12 protein-coding genes are annotated in these 18,147 nt (G+C 51.4%); 4 read left to right on the forward strand and 8 right to left on the reverse strand.

All coding sequences use genetic code 11. The features are described from left to right. Positions 1-262 precede the first annotated feature (262 nt). Complete coding sequence (locus tag AC790_RS21660; protein WP_049853148.1) at positions 263-841, reverse strand: XRE family transcriptional regulator; 579 nt, start codon at positions 839-841, stop codon at positions 263-265. Positions 842-904: 63 nt separating this feature from the next. On the opposite strand from AC790_RS21660, the gene AC790_RS21665 reads away from it, so the two are divergent. Then, positions 905-1,414, forward strand: a complete 510-nt coding sequence (locus AC790_RS21665; RefSeq protein ID WP_049853149.1) for a GNAT family N-acetyltransferase — start codon at positions 905-907, stop codon at positions 1,412-1,414. A 16-nt stretch (positions 1,415-1,430) separates the two neighbouring features. Here AC790_RS21665 and AC790_RS21670 read toward each other — a convergent pair whose 3' ends face one another. Further along, positions 1,431-2,309, reverse strand: coding sequence for a DMT family transporter (locus AC790_RS21670; protein WP_049853150.1), 879 nt, complete (start codon positions 2,307-2,309; stop codon positions 1,431-1,433). A gap of 112 nt (positions 2,310-2,421) precedes the next feature. Here AC790_RS21670 and AC790_RS21675 point away from each other — a divergent pair, with 112 nt between their 5' ends. Further along, positions 2,422-3,756, forward strand: coding sequence for a PLP-dependent aminotransferase family protein (locus AC790_RS21675; RefSeq protein WP_049853151.1), 1,335 nt, complete (start codon positions 2,422-2,424; stop codon positions 3,754-3,756). A gap of 379 nt (positions 3,757-4,135) precedes the next feature. Then, complete coding sequence (locus AC790_RS21680) at positions 4,136-7,354, forward strand: autotransporter domain-containing protein (RefSeq protein ID WP_049853152.1); 3,219 nt, start codon at positions 4,136-4,138, stop codon at positions 7,352-7,354. 203 nt (positions 7,355-7,557) lie between these two features. Here the strand turns inward: AC790_RS21680 and araC are convergent, their stop codons facing one another. The 4 genes from araC to AC790_RS21700 all read right to left on the reverse strand — a co-directional run bounded on the left by araC (position 7,558) and on the right by AC790_RS21700 (position 13,432). Then, the gene (araC, locus tag AC790_RS21685; RefSeq protein WP_049853153.1) at positions 7,558-8,436 is read right to left on the reverse strand and encodes an arabinose operon transcriptional regulator AraC; all 879 of its coding nucleotides are present in this window, start codon (positions 8,434-8,436) and stop codon (positions 7,558-7,560) included. An 88-nt stretch (positions 8,437-8,524) separates the two neighbouring features. Continuing rightward, a complete protein-coding gene (locus AC790_RS21690) occupies positions 8,525-9,919 on the reverse strand; it encodes an MFS transporter (RefSeq protein WP_235440759.1) in 1,395 nt (464 codons plus the stop codon). A 26-nt stretch (positions 9,920-9,945) separates the two neighbouring features. Further along, complete coding sequence (locus tag AC790_RS21695; RefSeq protein ID WP_049853155.1) at positions 9,946-11,979, reverse strand: beta-galactosidase; 2,034 nt, start codon at positions 11,977-11,979, stop codon at positions 9,946-9,948. Between the two features lie 478 nt (positions 11,980-12,457). After that, positions 12,458-13,432: a nitrilase family protein gene (locus AC790_RS21700; RefSeq protein WP_049853156.1), complete on the reverse strand. Its 975-nt coding sequence runs from the start codon at positions 13,430-13,432 to the stop codon at positions 12,458-12,460. A 100-nt stretch (positions 13,433-13,532) separates the two neighbouring features. Between AC790_RS21700 and AC790_RS21705 the strand changes: the two genes are divergently transcribed. Next, positions 13,533-14,408, forward strand: coding sequence for a LysR family transcriptional regulator (locus AC790_RS21705; RefSeq protein WP_049853157.1), 876 nt, complete (start codon positions 13,533-13,535; stop codon positions 14,406-14,408). A 258-nt stretch (positions 14,409-14,666) separates the two neighbouring features. Here the strand turns inward: AC790_RS21705 and AC790_RS21710 are convergent, their stop codons facing one another. Continuing rightward, positions 14,667-16,391 carry an ABC transporter ATP-binding protein gene (locus AC790_RS21710; RefSeq protein ID WP_152929151.1) on the reverse strand — a complete coding sequence of 575 codons (1,725 nt, stop codon included), beginning with the start codon at positions 16,389-16,391 and terminating at the stop codon, positions 14,667-14,669. Next, on the reverse strand, positions 16,388-18,106 hold the full coding sequence (locus AC790_RS21715) for an ABC transporter ATP-binding protein/permease (protein ID WP_049853159.1): 1,719 nt from the start codon (positions 18,104-18,106) through the stop codon (positions 16,388-16,390). Before AC790_RS21715 ends, AC790_RS21710 begins: the two co-directional genes overlap by 4 nt. Positions 18,107-18,147 lie beyond the last annotated feature (41 nt).

The following is an 18,147-nucleotide window of genomic DNA, read 5'->3' on the forward strand; positions in this document are numbered from 1 at the left end:
GTTATCAGCCATGCGGAGACATCTCGATACTCATCAACCTTCAGGCCACAGGCTGACGCATGGCGAACTTTCCTAAAAATATAGCCGGTGATGTCTAAATGTAAAGTTATACATGGCTGGAAAACTTGTACAGCGATTGTCTTTATGTACAACCTAATTTTTTATGCAAAAAATGCTAATTGTTCATCAAAAATGAGGAAGTGTGCCTCTGGCCGGATTTGCTCTTGGTGAATAAAAACCACCAGCATACCGGCAAGTCTCGTCAGGCTGGCTTGAGCACAATAACGGCATAGCGGCACACTTCGTCAGTGTCATTTCTGAATACACAATCGGCGGGATCGCCCAGCTCAAGGCAATCGCCCGTGAGCATCTCAAAGGTATGCGTGCCTTCCTCAAACGACAGTTTGCCCTCAATCACCCATATCAGCTGGCGGCGTGAAAGATACGAGATGGCTGGCATCGGCACCGCCGTGTTGGCCGGAAGTTCAACGCTGACAAGATCAACAGGCATCTGTCCAGGTGAGACATGGCGGCGGATGTAGCCGGTTTCCGGATCCTGCCAGACAGCCTGATTCTCATATTTGACCAGCGTGCCCGATCGCATCTCTGTTAGCGCCAGAAGTTGCGACATGGACATATCAAACGATCCTGAAAGTCGTGCCAGCAGGGTGGCGGTCGGGCTACTCTCTCCGCGTTCGATTTTGTGGATCATCGCCCGCGAAACGCCTGAGTTCTGCGCCAGATCCGTTAATGACCAGCCCCGTTTTTCCCTTTCCTGTCGTACCTTCTGCCCGATGCGGGCGCTGAGCTGATCTTCTTTACTGGACATTTCATCTAACATAATGGATAACTACGATAGTGTACGATTTATCTACTTTAGTGAATCAACGATGAGGTGTCTACCATGCTTATTCGTAGTGCAACAGAACGCGATGCGGAAGTGATTGCGGAGATTTATAACGATGCCGTGCTTAACACCACCGCAATCTGGAACGACAAAACCGTCGATTTTGTTAACCGCATCAAATGGATTAGCGAGCGGCACGCTGCCGGTTTTCCGGTCATCGTAGCGGTAAACGAAATGGACGTGGTGCTGGGCTATGCGTCTTATGGGGACTGGCGTCCTTGGGATGGATACCGATATACCGTAGAACACTCGGTATACGTCCATAAGAGTGCACGCGGGAGCGGAGCAGGGACTGCACTGATGCAAGAGCTTATCCGGCTGGCGACAGAACAGGGCAAGCACGTGATGGTCGCTGGCATTGAGTCTGAAAACGTCGCATCCATTGCGCTGCACAAAAAGCTAGGTTTTGCCGAAGCGGGTCGCATGGCCGAGGTTGGCACTAAGTTTGGCCGCTGGCTTGATCTGACGTTTATGCAGCTGTTTTTGAACACATCTGAAGCAAGCTGAAACGGGCAGGACATTTCTAACCTGCGAACCGGCGCGATCCTCCAACGCAGAGGATCACGCCCAGCGTGACCGCAATCATCAATGGGCTGACGGCTTCATCCAGCAATGTAGCGGACAGGCCAAGCCCAAAAAAAGGTTGCAGCAGCTGTAGCTGACCCACAGCGGCGATGCCACCGATGGCGAGGCCCTTGTACCAGAAAATAAAGCCAATCAGCATGCTAAACAGTGACACGTAGCCAAGCGCTAACCAGGCGGATGTACTGATGTGACCCAAGGATTCAGGCAGAGTGACAAATGATGCCGCCAGCATAAAAGGAAGCGAAAGAATCAGTGACCAGCTGATGACCTGCCAACCTCCCAACTGACGCGAAAGTCTGGCCCCCTCGGCATATCCCAAACCACAAACCACCACCGATGCGAGCATCAGCAAATCGCCGGTTAATGAGACGGCAACCTGCTGTGACAGCGCGAACCCCACCACGAAGAGACTGCCAAGTATGGAAAATATCCAGAAAGCGAATCGTGGTCGCTCTCCTCCACGAATGACACCAAAAATAGCGGTGGCCAGTGGCAGAAGACCGAGAAATACAATCGAATGCGCGGAGGTAACGTGCTGTAAAGCCATTGCAGTTAACAGCGGAAAACCGACCACGACACCCAAAGACACGATGATTAATGAGCAGACCTGGCGAGTATCAGGGCGCTTTTCTCTGAAGCAACCAATTAGCATTAGCGCCAATACTCCAGCGATTGACGCCCGGATAAAGGTAAGAAAGAACGGGTCGATTTCCTGCACCGCAATGCGTGTTGCCGGAAGTGAGCCGCTGAAAATAATCACGCCCAGCAGGCCATTCAGCCAACCCGAAAGGGCGCTTCGGTCCCTGTTATTAACCACGTTAAAACTCCGTTGAGTGATGTGTACCGATGAATATTTTCTGACACGTTGACGCTACGGATGGTAAACGCCAGAATCCATAACAATCAAAATATTGTCATGGATACATTTGATGAAGGCTCGCTATAAGGCAATTGTTGACGAATTCGCGGCTGCTATTCGCGCAGGTGGTTTGTCTGCAGGTACGCGTTTGCCGACTCACCGTGCGTTATCTGCGTCGCAGCGCATCTCACTGGCCACCGCAACGCGCGTTTATGCAGAGCTTGAAGTGATGGGGCTGGTCAGCGGCGAGACCGGGCGTGGAACCTTTGTCAGAGAAATTTCCCTGCCGCCGGGTCTGGGAATGGATCAGCAGGTGGTAGCCACCGATGTAGTGGATCTCAATTTTAACTATCCCTCTTTACCAAACCAGGCAGAACTGCTGCGCGATGCGCTACGCCATCTCACGACCTCCGGTGATTTAGCTTCGTTGCTGCGCTATCAGCCTCATGCTGGCAGACAAAACGATCGCGAGGCCATTGCACGTTGGCTTACCGCTTCAGGTCTCAAGGCGGCGGCTGAAAATATTCTCATCGTTAACGGTGCTCAGCATGGATTAACCGTTGCCGCGATGGGGATGCTGCGCCCGGGTGATGTGGTCGCTGTGGATGCGCTGACTTACTCGGGATTCAAAGCGTTGGCCAGTCTTTATCATCTGGAGCTGGCTCCCATCCCTGTCACGGCGACAGGTCCAGATCTGAGTGCGCTGAGACAGCTTTGCCAACGTCGTCACATAAAGGCGCTATACACCATGCCAACCCTGCATAATCCACTTGGCTGGGTATTGGACCATGCGCAGCGCCGTGAGATTAGCGAAATTGCGCGTCAACATGATTTGGTGATTATTGAGGACGCTGCTTATGCTTATCTCGCGCACGGTTCTCCACCGCCGCTGGCCCATTTCGCACCGGAAAGAACCCTGTATGTAACCGGCTTTTCTAAAAACATTGCGACCGGCCTGCGGGTTGGCGCGGTGGTATGTCCGCCGGCTTTTCGTCCTGCGCTTGAACGCGCTATCCGTGCCACTGCCTGGAACACACCTTCGCTGATGATGGCGTTGGTATCCGGTTGGCTGGAGGATGGAACGATTACCCGGCTGGAATCGCTCAAACGGCAAGATGCTCGTCAGCGGCAAACACTCGCGCGGGAATGCCTGGCGCCGCTCGAGTATGTGAGTCATGCCAGCTCTTATTTTATCTGGCTGCCGCTGCCAGAAGAGATTCGTGCTGAACGGGTGGTACGCCAGCTGATGAACGAGCAAATTTCTGTTTCATCAGCCGAACCCTTCAGTACGACTCAAAACGTCCCGCATGCTATTCGCCTCGCCTTGGGTTCCGTAAGCCTGGATAAGCTGAAAGACGCGCTAAATAAAGTCAGGGAGGTGGTTGAGTATCAGCGTTATTTATAAGGAAACTCTGCAATCCGGTTAATTAAGTAAATTAAGGCATCTGGATAACGGATCCTCAAGGTGTGTTTAAATGCTATAGACAGACCGCCTGAACATCAGGCAATGGAATGAAAAAGATTTTTACCCATTTGCTGAACTCAATGCTGATGTTGAAGTAATGAAGTATTTTCCGGCACTGCCCGCTGATCATTATCTGGCGGAGCATGTGTTATATAAGCTTTCGCGTTAACAGACTCTCTCCAGCGCCAACTGGAATGGCATGAAATAATGGATGAAAAGGATTTATCTCCGCCCATCACTCCGGTTTCCCTCATGGTAGCCTGACCCAAGAATATTAAGCTGAATAGCTTATATAAACATAAAAATCTCAGGGTGAATGATGGTGCTTCGTTTTTCCAAACTGCAAAAGGCGGTGGGGTTTTCCTTTGCCGTTTTTGTTATTTTTTCCACATCAATGTCCTCTGCCTATGCATTATCAAACGGTTGTACTTCCGTTAATGCTCTGAGTGGATCGTCTTCGCTTTCGTTTACTGCCAATGCCTTCCCGGCGGCTGATTTTGAAGCGGTCGACGCACTGGTCGTGAGTTTTACCGATAGCGGTGCTGGCTACGGCCAGATTTCGATGGATACGGACAGCATAGGTTTAACCACTACAAGTTATGCTGGCTTTCAGACTTACTATACCTCCCAGTCCACCAGCACTTCTCCCCATACTGAGACGCTCAGTATTGCTGCGGGCAACCTGGCTGCTAGCGGTTTACGTCTTCGCCTCGACACATCGCATGGTCAGATAAGCAATGTTGTGTTCACCTGTACGGGTGCAGCGGCAACGCCCTCCAGTGACGCAACCCTTAGCAACTTGTCGGTTTCTAGCGGAATATTAACGCCCTCCTTCGTGGCCGGAACCACACATTACAGTGTTGCGGTTGCCAATAGCGTATCCAGCATCTCCCTGACCCCTGTTTCAGCAGATGCAAACGCGACCATCACTGTAAACGGTAACGCAGTAACATCAGGATCTGCGTCTGGCACCATTAGCCTGGCGGCAGGAAGCACAACCACTATCACCACTGCGGTAACTGCCGAGGACGGCACCACGAAATCTTACATCGTGGACGCCACGCGTGCGGTGGCGTCGGTAGTTGCAAACAACAGCTCTGCCACGGTTGCGGCAAATAGCTCAGGCAATGTTATCCCGCTGCCCACCAGCGGCGGTGCAGCAGATTCTTTTGCGATCGTAGCCGTACCGGGACATGGTTCGGTGAACCTCAGCGGTTCCACGCTGATTTACACACCAACAGCAGGTTATTCCGGGACAGATGCGTTTAGCTGGAACGCCACTAACGCATCAGGTACGTCGTCAAACGCCGTTGTCACCATGACGGTAACCGCACCAACGTTGATCCTCTCGCCAGCTTCAGGCTCTTTGCCTGGCGCGACGGTGGGGGATAACGTCACCGTCGCCCTTTCTGTGGGAGGGGGAACGGCACCGTACACCTGGACAGCAACGGGACTGCCTGCGGGGTTAACCATCAACAGCAGCAATGGTGAAATCAGCGGTAGCCCCTCTTTGGCGGGCAGCTACAGCCCACAGGTCACGGCAACCGATGTTTATGGTGCCAGCATTATCGCCCACTACACCCTTAGCATCGCCGCAGCCGGTTCCGCTCCGGTTGTCAGTCCGTTGTCTGCAAACATAAGCGCAGACAGCAGCGACAACGCCATTACCCTTCCGATTGCCGGCTCGGTTACCAGCGTGGCCGTTATTCGTCAAGCTACGCACGGCATCGCACGGGTTATCGGGACTCGTATCCGATATACCCCTGTCAGCGGCTATTCAGGTGCCGACAGTTTTACCTATACCGCCACCAATGCCTACGGCACGTCTGCGGAAGCCACCGTCAATCTGACAGTTTCAGCCGTCAGCATGGCGCTGGAGCCAGCCGGTGGCGTGCTGCCCAACGGCACGGTGGGCAGCAGCTATGCCCGCAGTTTCAGCGCGTCCGGCGGCACAGCGCCGTACCGCTGGCAGCTGAGCGGCGTCTTGCCTCAGGGCATCACATTCGCTGCAGGGGAACTAAGAGGAATTCCGCAGGTAGCCGGCTCGTTTTCCTTTGCCTTAACGGCAACCGATAGCCACGGCGCCAGCACGCAGTCTGTCTATACGCTGCCGGTGACGCCTGCCGCCGCAGTTGCTGCCGATCACACGGCCTCGCTTTACGCCGGACAATCCGTAAAAGTCACGCTTTCAGAGGGTGCGACGGGAGGGCCTTTCACCAGTGCACAGCTGCTGGACGCGCCGCAAACCGGGCTGGGGAGCGCCACGATCTCCTCCTCAGGCGGCAACTACCAACTGCTGTTCACGGCGGCGCAGCAGGCGAGCGGAACCGTCGCGTTACGCTATACGCTGACCAGTGCCTCCGGCACCACGCAACCCGCGCGCGTCACCTTTACGATTGCTTCGCGGCCCAATCCGGCCACAGATGCGGATGTGATTGGTCTTATTAGCGCGCAGGTACAGGCTGCACAAAACTTTGCCCGTGCGCAGATACGTAATTTTAACGATCGTCTGGAACAGCTGCATAGTGGGGTGATGCAGCCTGCCATTAGCAACGCGATTCGGTTCAATATGCCCACCAGCCGCCCTGAACGTGGTGCTGATAACGGATTCTGGTCTTCAGCCTGGCAGGCACAACGGCAATATCTGGATACGCCTGCCCAGCAACATCTTGCCGAGCCTGCGGCGCCTTTTGCAGGTCGTCATGAGACTAGCCGCCTCTCCTGGTGGACCGGAGGCTACATCGATTTTGGCCATGACAAAGATGATGCCGTGCGCTTCAGTCACACAACGGTGGGGATCACAACAGGAGCAGATTATCGCTTCACGCCAGCCTTCACGGCCGGAATGGGTATCGGATTGGGTCGTGATGTCAGTGATGTTGGCGATGCGGGATCCCGTACAAATGGTCGCGCCATCAGCTCGGCTCTTTACGGAAGCTGGCACCCTAACGCTTTCTTTGTTGATGGCCTGCTGGGCTACAACTCACTCACCTTTGACAGCAGACGTCACGTCAGTGAATTCGATGCGGTAGCACGCGGCAGCCGCGACGGGCATCAGGTATTTACGTCATTGACCACGGGCTACGAGTTCCGAACTCCCCTTAGCCTCTTATCCCCTTATGCACGTGTTCAGTATTACCGTACGTGGCTTGATGGTTACAGCGAATCGAATGCCGGTATCTTCAACCTGGCGTACGCGTCGCAGGAAATCGCCCAGGGTGTGACCACGGGCGGTCTGCGCGCTGAACATAACGTCCTTGCTAGCTGGGGCGTGATAAAACTGCATAGCCGTCTGGAATACTCACAGCTCACTAATAACAGTGGCAGCGCACGCGTGGGCTACGCCGATGTGGCTGACGACAGCTGGAATATCCCGCTTTATCAACAAAGCCGACGATCGCTGGCGTTAGGGGCCGGTTTTGATTTCCTGCTGCCGCACAACATTACACCCGGCATTGCCTATCAGGGCACGCTGGGACTTGATCAGCAAAAAACGCGCTCTCAGGCCATTATGGTACGCATCAATATCGGCTTCTGAACACGCTTTCAGCCAACGTGATTGTCTGCTGTAGTGGGGCAATCACGCCTGTGTATCCAGCGGTTATCAATTGGGGTGAACACCTTCCTCTGCTGGTGTTCTGGAGCGGAGGTTTGATGGGGATGTCATTGAGCGCCTGTATCTCTTTGGCGGCCTGACCTTGCTCGATCCCCGCCAACTTTCAGGCATTGGCTCCAGCCTCATCAGAATAGTGGCGCGCGCTCAAATTTCTTGCGGTAATCGCGCGGGCTCAACTGATAGTGCTGACTAAACACGCGTGAAAAGTACAAAGGATCTTCATAGCCTACCGCCCGCGCGACCTGAGTGACATTGAGCTGGGTATGCCGGAGTAAATCACAGGCGCGGGAGACGCGCTGCCGTTCCCGCCAGCCATAGATGGTATTGCCAATCTCTTTTCTGAAAATGTGGGTCAGACGCGAGGTTGAGAGGAAGGTCATGCGCGCCAGTTCTTCAATACGCGTATCTTCGGACAGGTGTTCATTGATGTAATCGCAAACAGTCTGAATACGCGGATCTCTGTTGTGGCGATTGCTGGTGGGTTGCAGCTGGAAGGTTTTTAAAATGATGCGTTCAAGCGCATTCATAGCCAATGCTTCTGGCAGCGCCGATCCTATCGCATTATTGGCAATGACCTCTTTAAAGAGCTGGACCATTTGCTGGCTATGGACATCATCGGGCAGCTTCATGCGACCAATGTTCCCCTGGTGGCTATCCCAGCGCAGCCAGTCAATCCAGTAGGGACGAGGGACAAAATAGATCCAGAGATGATCCCACGCGATGCTCTCCTTTGCTCTGCCGTAATGGTGAATCACGCCCGGTGGGAAAAGTAACATCTCATCCTGCTGACAGTGAAACTCACCGTCGGCATGATGAATTATCCCTTCGCCTTTCAGCGTCAGATTGATCATGTAACCTTGCATGCCATTAGGGCGATGGATGAAAAAGTCGAGTTTGCTGCCAGGGCTTATCGGCGTGAACCCGGAGACCATAAATGCATTGAAGGTAAAGCTTTTCATGAGCGGAGAAAAACTCAACATCTCCACGTCGTTCAGTTCATCCATTGGCATCCATCCGGGCTAAAAAACGCTGTCTACTATAAGTGACTCCCTCCCGTGCAGAAGGGAGTACGTAGCAAATGTGTTAAAGGGATCACTCCTGACTTTGCAACCTTTTGCCAGCAGTGGCTGCATCTGACACTTCAGCTTGCTGATAACGACCGGCAGAGAGATCGCGCGCGACCTGACTGTAGAAATTATCAAGTTTGTAAAACCACAGCAGCACCAGATTCAGAGCCGCAAGGAACAGCGGGAAAAAGATGAACAGGAATTCGATAGTCTTGATGACTGTCTCAGATTGGTGCGCGCTGCCGCCACTGACAAAACCCGCCGCCCCCAAAATCCAGCCAACGCTTGCCGTGCCCAACCCCATGCCCAAAGTTTGTCCGAGTGTTCCGGCGCTGAAGAGGATGCCTTCAATTCGCAGCCCGGTTCGCCATTCGCCATAATCGATGGTGTCTGCCAGCAGTGCGAACATGGTCGCGCCAATCCCACAGAATCCCACGCTGCGTATGGCCGTCGCCATGATCACAAACAGCGCATCCTGTTTGTTGAACAGGGGGAGCAGGTAGGCAATGCAACAAACGATCAGTCCAAGCATGGCAAGACGCCGTTTGCCCAGTTTCTTAAGCAGTGTGGGAATAATCATCAGGGTGAGTAAGCCCGGTATATATTGGGCCATGCTGATATAAGCAATCAGCGAAACATCAGACAGGACATATTTGGAGTAATACACCCCCACCGCCGACAATGCGGTGAGGCTGGTAAAAGTGATCATCAGGTAGAAAAAGATGATCATCCAGTAACGATTTGCCATGACGGAGCGCACGACCTGTTGGGCATTAATTCGCTGGCTGTTGTCATTGCTGACGGGCTCCACACGTTCACGGGTTCCTAACGCTGTCAGTAGCAGGAATACGGCAGTAAATAGGCCGAAAATCGCAAAAACGATTATCCAGGATGTACTGCTGTTGCCGAAGAACGCGACCAGGGGCAGGGTTAACACCCCAACGGTAAGCGAGCCACAGGTTGAGAAGCCTTTCCGGAAAACGCTTAACATACCGCGTTGATAGTTATCGCGGGTGATTAAAGCCAGCAGCGAGCCGTAAGCGATGTTGTTGGCGGTGAACATAATGTTAGTCAGTAAATAGGTAATGCAGACATACGTCACTTGCCATGTGTAACTCACATTCGGGACAGTCGACATTAAAAATGCCGACAGGCCAAAAGGCACCGCGGTCCAGAGTACCCACGGTCGGGCCTTGCCCAGGCGGGATCGCGTTTTATCAATGCGTATCCCGACATAAATGCAGATTATGCCATCCAGTACTCGGGCAAAAAACATCAGCGATCCCACCAACAGCGCTGATATCCCGACCACATCGGTGTAATAAAACGCCAGAAAAGTCACCATTAACGTATAGGTTAAGTTGGTACCGTAATCGCCCACGCCAAAGGCCAGGCGTTCCCGGGTGCCAATGCGCTGCAAATCCTGATGCGATGAGTGATGAGCCATCACGATTTCTCCACTTCAAATACAGCAACGCCCCAATCAGGCAGGTTTAGCGTTTCTCCCTGCAGGTAGCGCTGCTTGCTCAGTAACTCCTCTCCGCGAGTAGACGGAAGGGTGATTTTTTGCGGCTGACTGGAATAATTCATAAAGAAAAGCAGGGTGTTGCCCGCACGATTAACCGCGCGTTTAACCGCCAGCGGGAAGCGCAGTTCGGAGGTTGCGACGTTCAGATTGACGCTGTTTTGCAGTTTGAGCAGGACCGCTTCCACGGCATCAGAACTGATGCTGCAGCCCACATAGGTGGTCGTCCCGGCCCCGTAACGGTTATGAACAATCGCCGCGTATTTGTTCCAGTAAGGGTGCTGATAACGAGCCCAAACTTCAGCACCGGCATCAGCCTCCAACAGTTCCATCCAGTCACTCACTGCTGCAGACTCCGCTGATAAGCTCAGCCGATCAGACTGAAGCGTCACATCCTGTGGCTCAACGAAAAGCTGATAACTTGCTCCAATTGCCTCCCGGATGATGGCCGGTTGCCGGGTATGGCGTACTTTAAGATGCTGATTAGCGAAGCCAGACTTAAAGGAGTACAGAATGTGCCCGCCTGCTTCGGCAAATTGGTTCAGGCGCTGTAAAGATTCCTCTGACACCGCGTAAAGCAGTGGCGCTATCAGCAACGTGTAGCGGGACAGTCGGGGATCATCGATGGTGAGAATGTCCACCTCGATATTTAGGCGATAAAGCGCATCATAATAGGCGCGAACCGTGTCGTTATACTGATGCTCCTTATGACGGCCAAACTGATGGCCCTTATAAGGATGCCAGTCAACGGCAGTCAGCGAGTCATGACTCACCAGCAGCGCCACGCGATTGTTTTTTTTCAGGCCAGCTAACTGTGGTGAAAGGCGTGCGAAGGCCTGGCCAATCTCTTTCGCCTCATCATAGACAGGGTTCGGCTCCAGATCGTGGCTGAGCAGTCCTTTCCAATAGGTTTCATAAGCGTTGTGCAAAGAGTGCCAGTGCCAGTAACTCACCATGGCTGCGCCGGAAGCAATGTGGCTGAAAGCCTGAAGGCGAAGTTGGCCGGGATAGGGCGTCCAGTTTTTAAAAGCCTGCGCCTGCGTTTCCAGCACCAGATAGTTGCTATCTTTTGTGGTACGCGCAATGTCGCCGCAAAAAGCAATTTCCATTCCGGTGAGTTGATGCTGGCCGGGGTGATAAATATCCACGCCGGTGATGTCGAGCGCCGCCGATGCGGTGAAATGGTCGACTTCGCCGCGTACGCCGAATGACCAGGTTCGCCATTCGAAATCGAAGTTATGTGTAATGAACTGGTCAGGTAGTCGATACTCACTGACCAGCTTTGCCTGCCATGCCAGGAAGTTGCTGACTAGCCCGCGCTGATAGCTCTGGAAAGCCGCGCCAAGACTTGCGTTGATGGTGCTTTCCAGCGGCGGGAAATCTTCCCACGCATCAATGCGGTTGCTCCAGTAATCGAGACCGTATTCAGCATTGAGCTTTTCAAGATCACCCGCGAACTGTTTTTTCAGGTGCGCAACGAACCCGCGCTGCACCGCCTCGCCACAGGTGTCATAGTATTTTGTCTCATTATCAATCTGATAGCCGATCACCGCTGGGTGGGTTGCGGTTGCGCTTAACAGCGCGCGAATAATCCGTTCGGCGTAGCGCAGATAGATGGGGCTGGTGATATCCATCTTCTGCCGGTGACCATATTTGTTCACTCCTTGCGGAGTTGTTGCCATGACGGAGGGGTGTTTTTTCGCCAGCCATGCAGGGATTGCGTATGTCGGAGTGCCAATAATCACGGCAATCTGGTTAGCATGCATGCGATCGAGTACGGTCAATACGCTAGAGAAGTTAAAGTCGCCGTCCTGTCGTTCATAACTGCTCCAGGTGCTCTCCGCTATACGAACAACATTGATGCCAGCAGCCTTCATCAGGCGAATGTCTTCATCCAGCCGCTCTTCAGGCATATATTCCCGGTAGTAAGCGACACCATATAGCAACTTTTCCATTTGTACCTGCCTCTGCATGTATGTATTTAGCAGGTAAATTAGAGGAAGGAGGTCGGTTATAGATGAAGCATGTCGCTGGCAACATAGAGAAACTCGCTCCCTGCTGAGTCTTATGAAGGGCATCACATAAAGGATGGATCTCTAACTTCATTACAACCGCTTGAAGCAGCGCTTTGACTGTGGGGAAGGGCTAGAGGGGATGTTGAAATCAATCTGAGGGGGTTATGTGCTCCGCTTTGAAGTAAAGAGTAATTCGCAAATATCAACTGTTCGCACATGCGGTATCGCGGATTTCTTATGAAACTCAGTTCTGTGGCGCAATGCAGGAAAAATATTCTCAAGAGCAACATTATTGTGGGCCAACGATTTACTCTATAACGTGAAGCCCTTGAGAATTGTGGCTGATGCAGATCCTGCTTAGTTTACGCGTTACGGGAAAGACACGCCGCAGCTAGCCGCAATTTATTACGGTTGCCCTTCAAGGTATCTCATTCGAAAATCGTGCGCTAATTGCATCACGTTCATAGCCCTGTGGTTGTGTCAGAATTTGATATAAATCAGGACGACGACCGCGGATCCAGCGACGTCCGGTACTCATGGCAAGCAGGCTTAAATCCAGTTCAGCACTAACCATAAAATCTTCAGCAGCCCAGGTTTCATTGATGACTCTACCGTAAGGATCCAGAATCATTGCGTTGCCTGTTCGGACCTCATCATCATCGGCGCCTACACCGTTGCTAAAGAGAAGAAATAATCCGTTGTCATGCGCACGGGCAGGCAGCCATCGCATCAGCCATTCCCTACCGTTTACCCCCATGAAAGCAGCATTAATTTCTTCCTTTCGCGTTTCACGTTCGGTCCAGAGCGCCAGCGGAATGGGTTTCATCGCATAAGGACTGCGGGAATCGGTACCACCTGTTTGATGTGGCGCGAGAAGAATATCTGCACCCAGCAACGCCGTAGCACGCACGTTTTCTACCAGATTATTGTCCCAGCAAATTAGGATCCCTACTTTTACTCCCCAGGGAGTATCAAAAACGGTAAATCTGTCACCGCTGCTGATTGCCGAATGTTCAAAAGCATGCAGTTTACGATGCGTCTGCATTGAACCGTCTGGCATACAGGCAACGTAGGCATTATATAGGTGCCCGTCATCGGCTCTTTCAATTAGTCCCGCGCCAATAAGCATTTGATGCTTTATCGCCAGAGAGCGAATTAACAACAGGGAAGGGCCCGTTACAATCGGCTCTGCAAGCGCAGAAACCTCCGCTGTGGTGAGCTTAGGCACATGCCAATAGCCGGTAATACACATTTCCGGAAAAGTGAGAATCTTGACCTGTTGAATAGCCGCCTGTTCAATAAATTTTTCCATTATCAGCAGATTATATTTTTTGTTATTTGCCTGATGCTGAAATTGTACGGTAGCAGCCTTCAGTGAAGTAATCTCGTGCATGATGTTTCTCCAGTTGTTGTCGAAACTGAATTACATAACGATTTCCAATAACTGTATAATCACATGATTTCCATTTTCGATAACCTTCTGGAATACAAAATTGAATATCCGGTTACTTCAGGCCTTTTTAGTACTGGCTGAAAAAGGAAACTATGCCAACGCGTCACGGGCACTTTTTATTACGCAACCTGCATTGACCAAGCAAATCAATCTTCTTGAGTCCCTGGTGAATGTGTCACTTTTTTCACGTGGACGTCATGGCGCAACGCTGACCGCCGGAGGCAGACGTTTGCTACCAGAAGCTGAAAAAGTGGTCAGTCAAACGCAGTCGTTTATGCACCATGCAGCGCTAGTATCTGCAGGTGTTGAAGGATATATAGCCGTTGGATTCGGCCTCTCAAGCTTTTATCTGGCTCCACGCTGTATCGCTGAATTTCGTAGAGACTATCCTGGAACTGAGATGTCATTGACGGATCTTCCATCCTTCCTGCAGTACGAGCTACTGCAAAAAGATGAGCTTCAGGTAGGATTTGTCAGGGTTCCACCACCAGTAGCGCTTGATTACCTGCCTTTGTTTACCGACCGGCTGGTTCTGATTGCGCCAGCCGCGTCGTCGTCATTGACGGCTGCTGACTGGCTAAAAAAATCCCCTTTGTTACGACTTCATGCTGAACGAGGAAGGGGTTTAAATGCGCAAATTGACCGCTTTTTGCATGACAACGGTCATTTCATATCATCCACTGAGCTGTCTGATGATATACAAACGATCGTTGCGCTGGTGATCGCAGGTACAGGTGTTGCTCTGCTGCCCTATAGCGTTATGCATATTGCGCCACCGGAACTGGTTATTATTCCGTTAACAGGTGAGTCAATAAGCTGGAAGGTTGGCATCGCCTGGAACGCAAGCAAGGAGGATGTAATCCGCGACAATTTTATCGCCAATATAAGAAAGGCTCTTACGCTCGAAGACCAGTAATCAATGTTACGATTTCATTTCAGTCTAAGGCTGGGCAATTCTAATAACCTGCTGCTGGGTATTGACCCATGCGCATGTTGGTTATGTCCGCTATATAACCAGTCCAGACCTCATTCATCGCTGAATTATCAAACGCCGGATGAGTTTGCAGCAGGCTGGAGAAATGGAAAAATAGAAGGTAAAAAACCGACATTATTAATTGAAGGTTGTCTCTAATGCTGAGGACAATCGGTGGCCACTAACAAACTTCCCCATTTTTTAAAGTGAGGCCACGAGTCTTGCATAACTGCCTTTTCTCTTTATTAGCGTAAGATGATCGCCTGTTTCTGTTATTTTCCCGTGCTCCAGTAGGAAGATACGATCGGCATTTTTCAACATTGATAATCGATGTGCGATCATAATTATGGTGCGAGTTCCTGACAGGGAATCTAATGCTGCAATAATTCGCTTTTCATTTTCACTGTCCAGTCCTGCTGACGTTTCATCCATTACAATTACCGTCGCCGGACTGATCAACGCACGCGCCAAGGTAATGCGTTGACGTTGTCCGCCAGAAAAAAGCGAGCCGCCATTTCTGCAGATGGTTTGATATCCGAGTGGCAGTTGGTTAATAAATTCGGAGGCCTGTGCGAGTCTAGCGGCACATTCCACCTGGGCCATGGTTGCACTGGGATTACCAAGTCGTATGTTGTTCTCAATGGTATCGTTAAATAACCAACTTTCCTGGGATACCCAGGCAATGTGATGGCGAAGGGTAGAGAGACTCACATCAGAATATTTGTGTTCGCCTAAAAAGAACGAGCCAGATTGTGGGTCATAAAATCGCAGAAGCAGATGTGCTAAGGTAGTTTTACCGCTTCCTGATGTACCTGCAATAGCAACTCGCTCACCCGGTTCAATGGTTAAACTCAACTCTTCCAGAACTTTTATCGAACTCTGCGGATAGCAGAAGCTGACGCGATCAAAATGGATGCCAAACCCCTGCGGTTGCAGAGTCGAAGAGGAATCCTCCACGCTGTCAGGTAGACGCTGCAGATTGAATATTCTTTCTGCGCTGACTTTGAGAGATTCCCATTGCCCACCAAGATGTAAAACTTCCAGCACCGGTAAAAGTGCTGCTGCCACAATGCTGATAATTAAAGGCAACCTCTCAATGGGAAGTGTTGATCGCTCAACCATAAAGAGGCTGCTGGCTAATAGAGTTATGAGTGTTATGGACATCAATGCATCCAGCAGTGCCTGCCCCGTTCCAACGCGCCTGCCATAATCACGTTGTGCCCTAATGAGCTGTTTATTGGCATTCTCAAGCTTTCCGGCATAACGATGTTCCGCTCCGAACATCTGAATATCTTTCCAGCCCTGAACTAACTCAATGATCTTATTATTGAGCACCTGTTTCATGTTAAGTGCCGTACTGCCTTGTATTTTTAAACTCCCGGAGGAGAGTAATGGAGCTGCCATGATCATCAGGGCACAGGGTAAAAATATCAGGCACAGTAGGGGGGAAAGTAGTGCCAGCATAAGCAGCGCGATGCAAGGCATAACAAAAGCAGTCAGGTAATCAATCAGCAGGTGTGCATAAAAACGCTCCATAAATTCCGCATCACTTGTTGCTGTTGCGGCAACCTCACCGAGTGATTGTGTTCCGGTATGAGCGGGGGTCCCGCGTGCCAGTCCATCAAAAATGTCCATTTGCAGGGTTTCAATCAGGGCGAAAGCCAAATCGTGTGATAACCATGCCAATGCCCATCGAGAGACCGCAGTGATTATTACGCACCCGATGAGGAGTCCACCATAAAACATGACTGTATTTGGCGTTGCCCCACTTAATACGCTCATACAGATCCAGCCAGCCATTACTATGCAGGTAAAGGCACCGCATTGTGTCAACAAACCGACAAGTAACGTCATAAACAGGTGGCATTTATGCTCTGCCATAGGCGACATAAGCGATTGCCATAGAGAAGGATGTTTTGTATTCACGTTGCACTCTCCACGGATGTCTTAATCGAAGCGTAATATCCATCGAGTCGGCTTAGCTGGGCAGGTGTGCCCTGCTCAAGAATCTTGCCTTCATGCATCACCACAATATGATCAGCCTGAGCTACCGTAGTCAGGCGGTGGGCAATGCTAATAAGCGTGCATGTCCCACGTAGTGAAGCAATAACTTTCTCAAACGCTGATTCATTGGCTACGTCCAGATTCGAAGTCACTTCATCGAGGATCAGAATGGGTGATTTTTTTAACAATGCGCGTGCAATTGCCAGCCTCTGGCGTTGGCCGCCTGACAGCAACCCACCATTGTCGCCAATATTCGTATCCAGCTGATGTGTAAGCCCTCGAACCCAGTCATCCAGTTGTGCCTGTTGCAATACCTGCCAGACTTCCGCATCAGATGATTCCGGCCTACCTAAACGCACGTTTTCACCAAGTGAACCCTCAATAAGAAATATGTCCTGTGTTACCCAACTGATACGCGATCGCAGCTCTGCTATGGATAGCTGTTCAATGGGTACATCACCGAGAGATATCGCGCCGCTTTCGGGGCTGACAAAACGGGTTATTAACTGAATCAGGGTACTTTTGCCCGAACCTGAAGGACCAATAAATGCGGTATGACGGTTTTCGGCGATCTGAAGAGAGAGATTTTCAAAGAGTGGCTTCTGTTGGCCTGGCCAACGGAATGTCACCTCTTCAAAGTGCATATTATGGTGAGCGGATGGGGTGTGAGGTGAAGTCGGCTCATGAATGCTTGCAGTCGTTGCAGCTAACGCTTCCACCGCAGGTCGCATTGCTTGCGCAGCCCACAATGTATGGAAGACATTTTCCAACTGTAAAATGGGGCGGAAGGCTTCCCATGAAATAAATAGCGTAAACAGTAAGACGTCCGTTTCAATCATGCCTTCAACTGCACGCCCCGCATTAATAATCAGCAGAACCGCGATGCCCAGTAAAGAAATCAGACGTGTCAGACCGCCACGTATCATGGTGACACGCAGGGTTGACATCGATTCATGACGCAGGAGTGCAGCGCGATCGGCCATTCGGGCGCGAAATAGAGCTACGGCATTAAACGCCTTTAACGTGAGCATACCGCGCAGCGTATCCATCAGGTCATCGGCAAATTGTTGCATGGCCGCAAAGACGCCCACAATATGCGGCCGCTGATGGCGCATAAACAGCGCATCGAGAACAGGGCAGGCTACCAGAAACAGCAGAAGAATGACTCCGGATATCAGGTCAATGCTCGCCAGTGTAACGACTGTAATAATTCCTCCGATGATGGCCAAAAGCAGGGCGGGCAGATAACGACTATAAAAGCTTTCCATCGCTTCTACGCCCTCTAACAACGTTGCCTGCAGTTGCGCTGCGGAGTGACTTTGCAGTACCGCATATCCGGGAGCCAGAAGTGGACGAAAGAGCTGCTCACGAAATCGGGCTCTTACGTCGGCTGCCAGCTGTTCGATTTGTGTAGACCGAAGAGCAATCAGCAATGCCCTTACCAGCACATTGCCGACTAACGTCAGGATCAGAGCGATATTCATGCCGGTATCAGATAAGAGGGCATGCTGGATAATGTGGGTAAACAGCCATGCCTGTGTCAGATAGCTAGCGGTGATTAACATCCCATAGAGTAGGTTTACTACGAGTGAAGGCGTGAGTTGGGCAATGAGTCCTGCAGAAGGTGATTTAATCATAACGGTCCTTAGGGCAGCGGCGTAATTACCGCTGCCACTTA

The sequence above is a fragment of the Pantoea sp. RIT-PI-b genome, assembly GCF_001187905.1.
Taxonomy (GTDB): domain Bacteria; phylum Pseudomonadota; class Gammaproteobacteria; order Enterobacterales; family Enterobacteriaceae; genus Pantoea; species Pantoea nemavictus.

Coding starts and splice junctions, on each gene's coding strand:
- AC790_RS21660 (WP_049853148.1), bottom strand. CDS start 841: ATGTTAGATGAAATGTCCAGTAAAGAAGATCAGCTCAGCGCCCGCATC.
- AC790_RS21665 (WP_049853149.1), top strand. CDS start 905: ATGCTTATTCGTAGTGCAACAGAACGCGATGCGGAAGTGATTGCGGAG.
- AC790_RS21675 (WP_049853151.1), top strand. CDS start 2,422: ATGAAGGCTCGCTATAAGGCAATTGTTGACGAATTCGCGGCTGCTATT.
- AC790_RS21680 (WP_049853152.1), top strand. CDS start 4,136: ATGGTGCTTCGTTTTTCCAAACTGCAAAAGGCGGTGGGGTTTTCCTTT.
- araC (WP_049853153.1), bottom strand. CDS start 8,436: ATGGATGAACTGAACGACGTGGAGATGTTGAGTTTTTCTCCGCTCATG.
- AC790_RS21695 (WP_049853155.1), bottom strand. CDS start 11,979: ATGGAAAAGTTGCTATATGGTGTCGCTTACTACCGGGAATATATGCCT.
- AC790_RS21700 (WP_049853156.1), bottom strand. CDS start 13,432: ATGCACGAGATTACTTCACTGAAGGCTGCTACCGTACAATTTCAGCAT.
- AC790_RS21715 (WP_049853159.1), bottom strand. CDS start 18,106: ATGATTAAATCACCTTCTGCAGGACTCATTGCCCAACTCACGCCTTCA.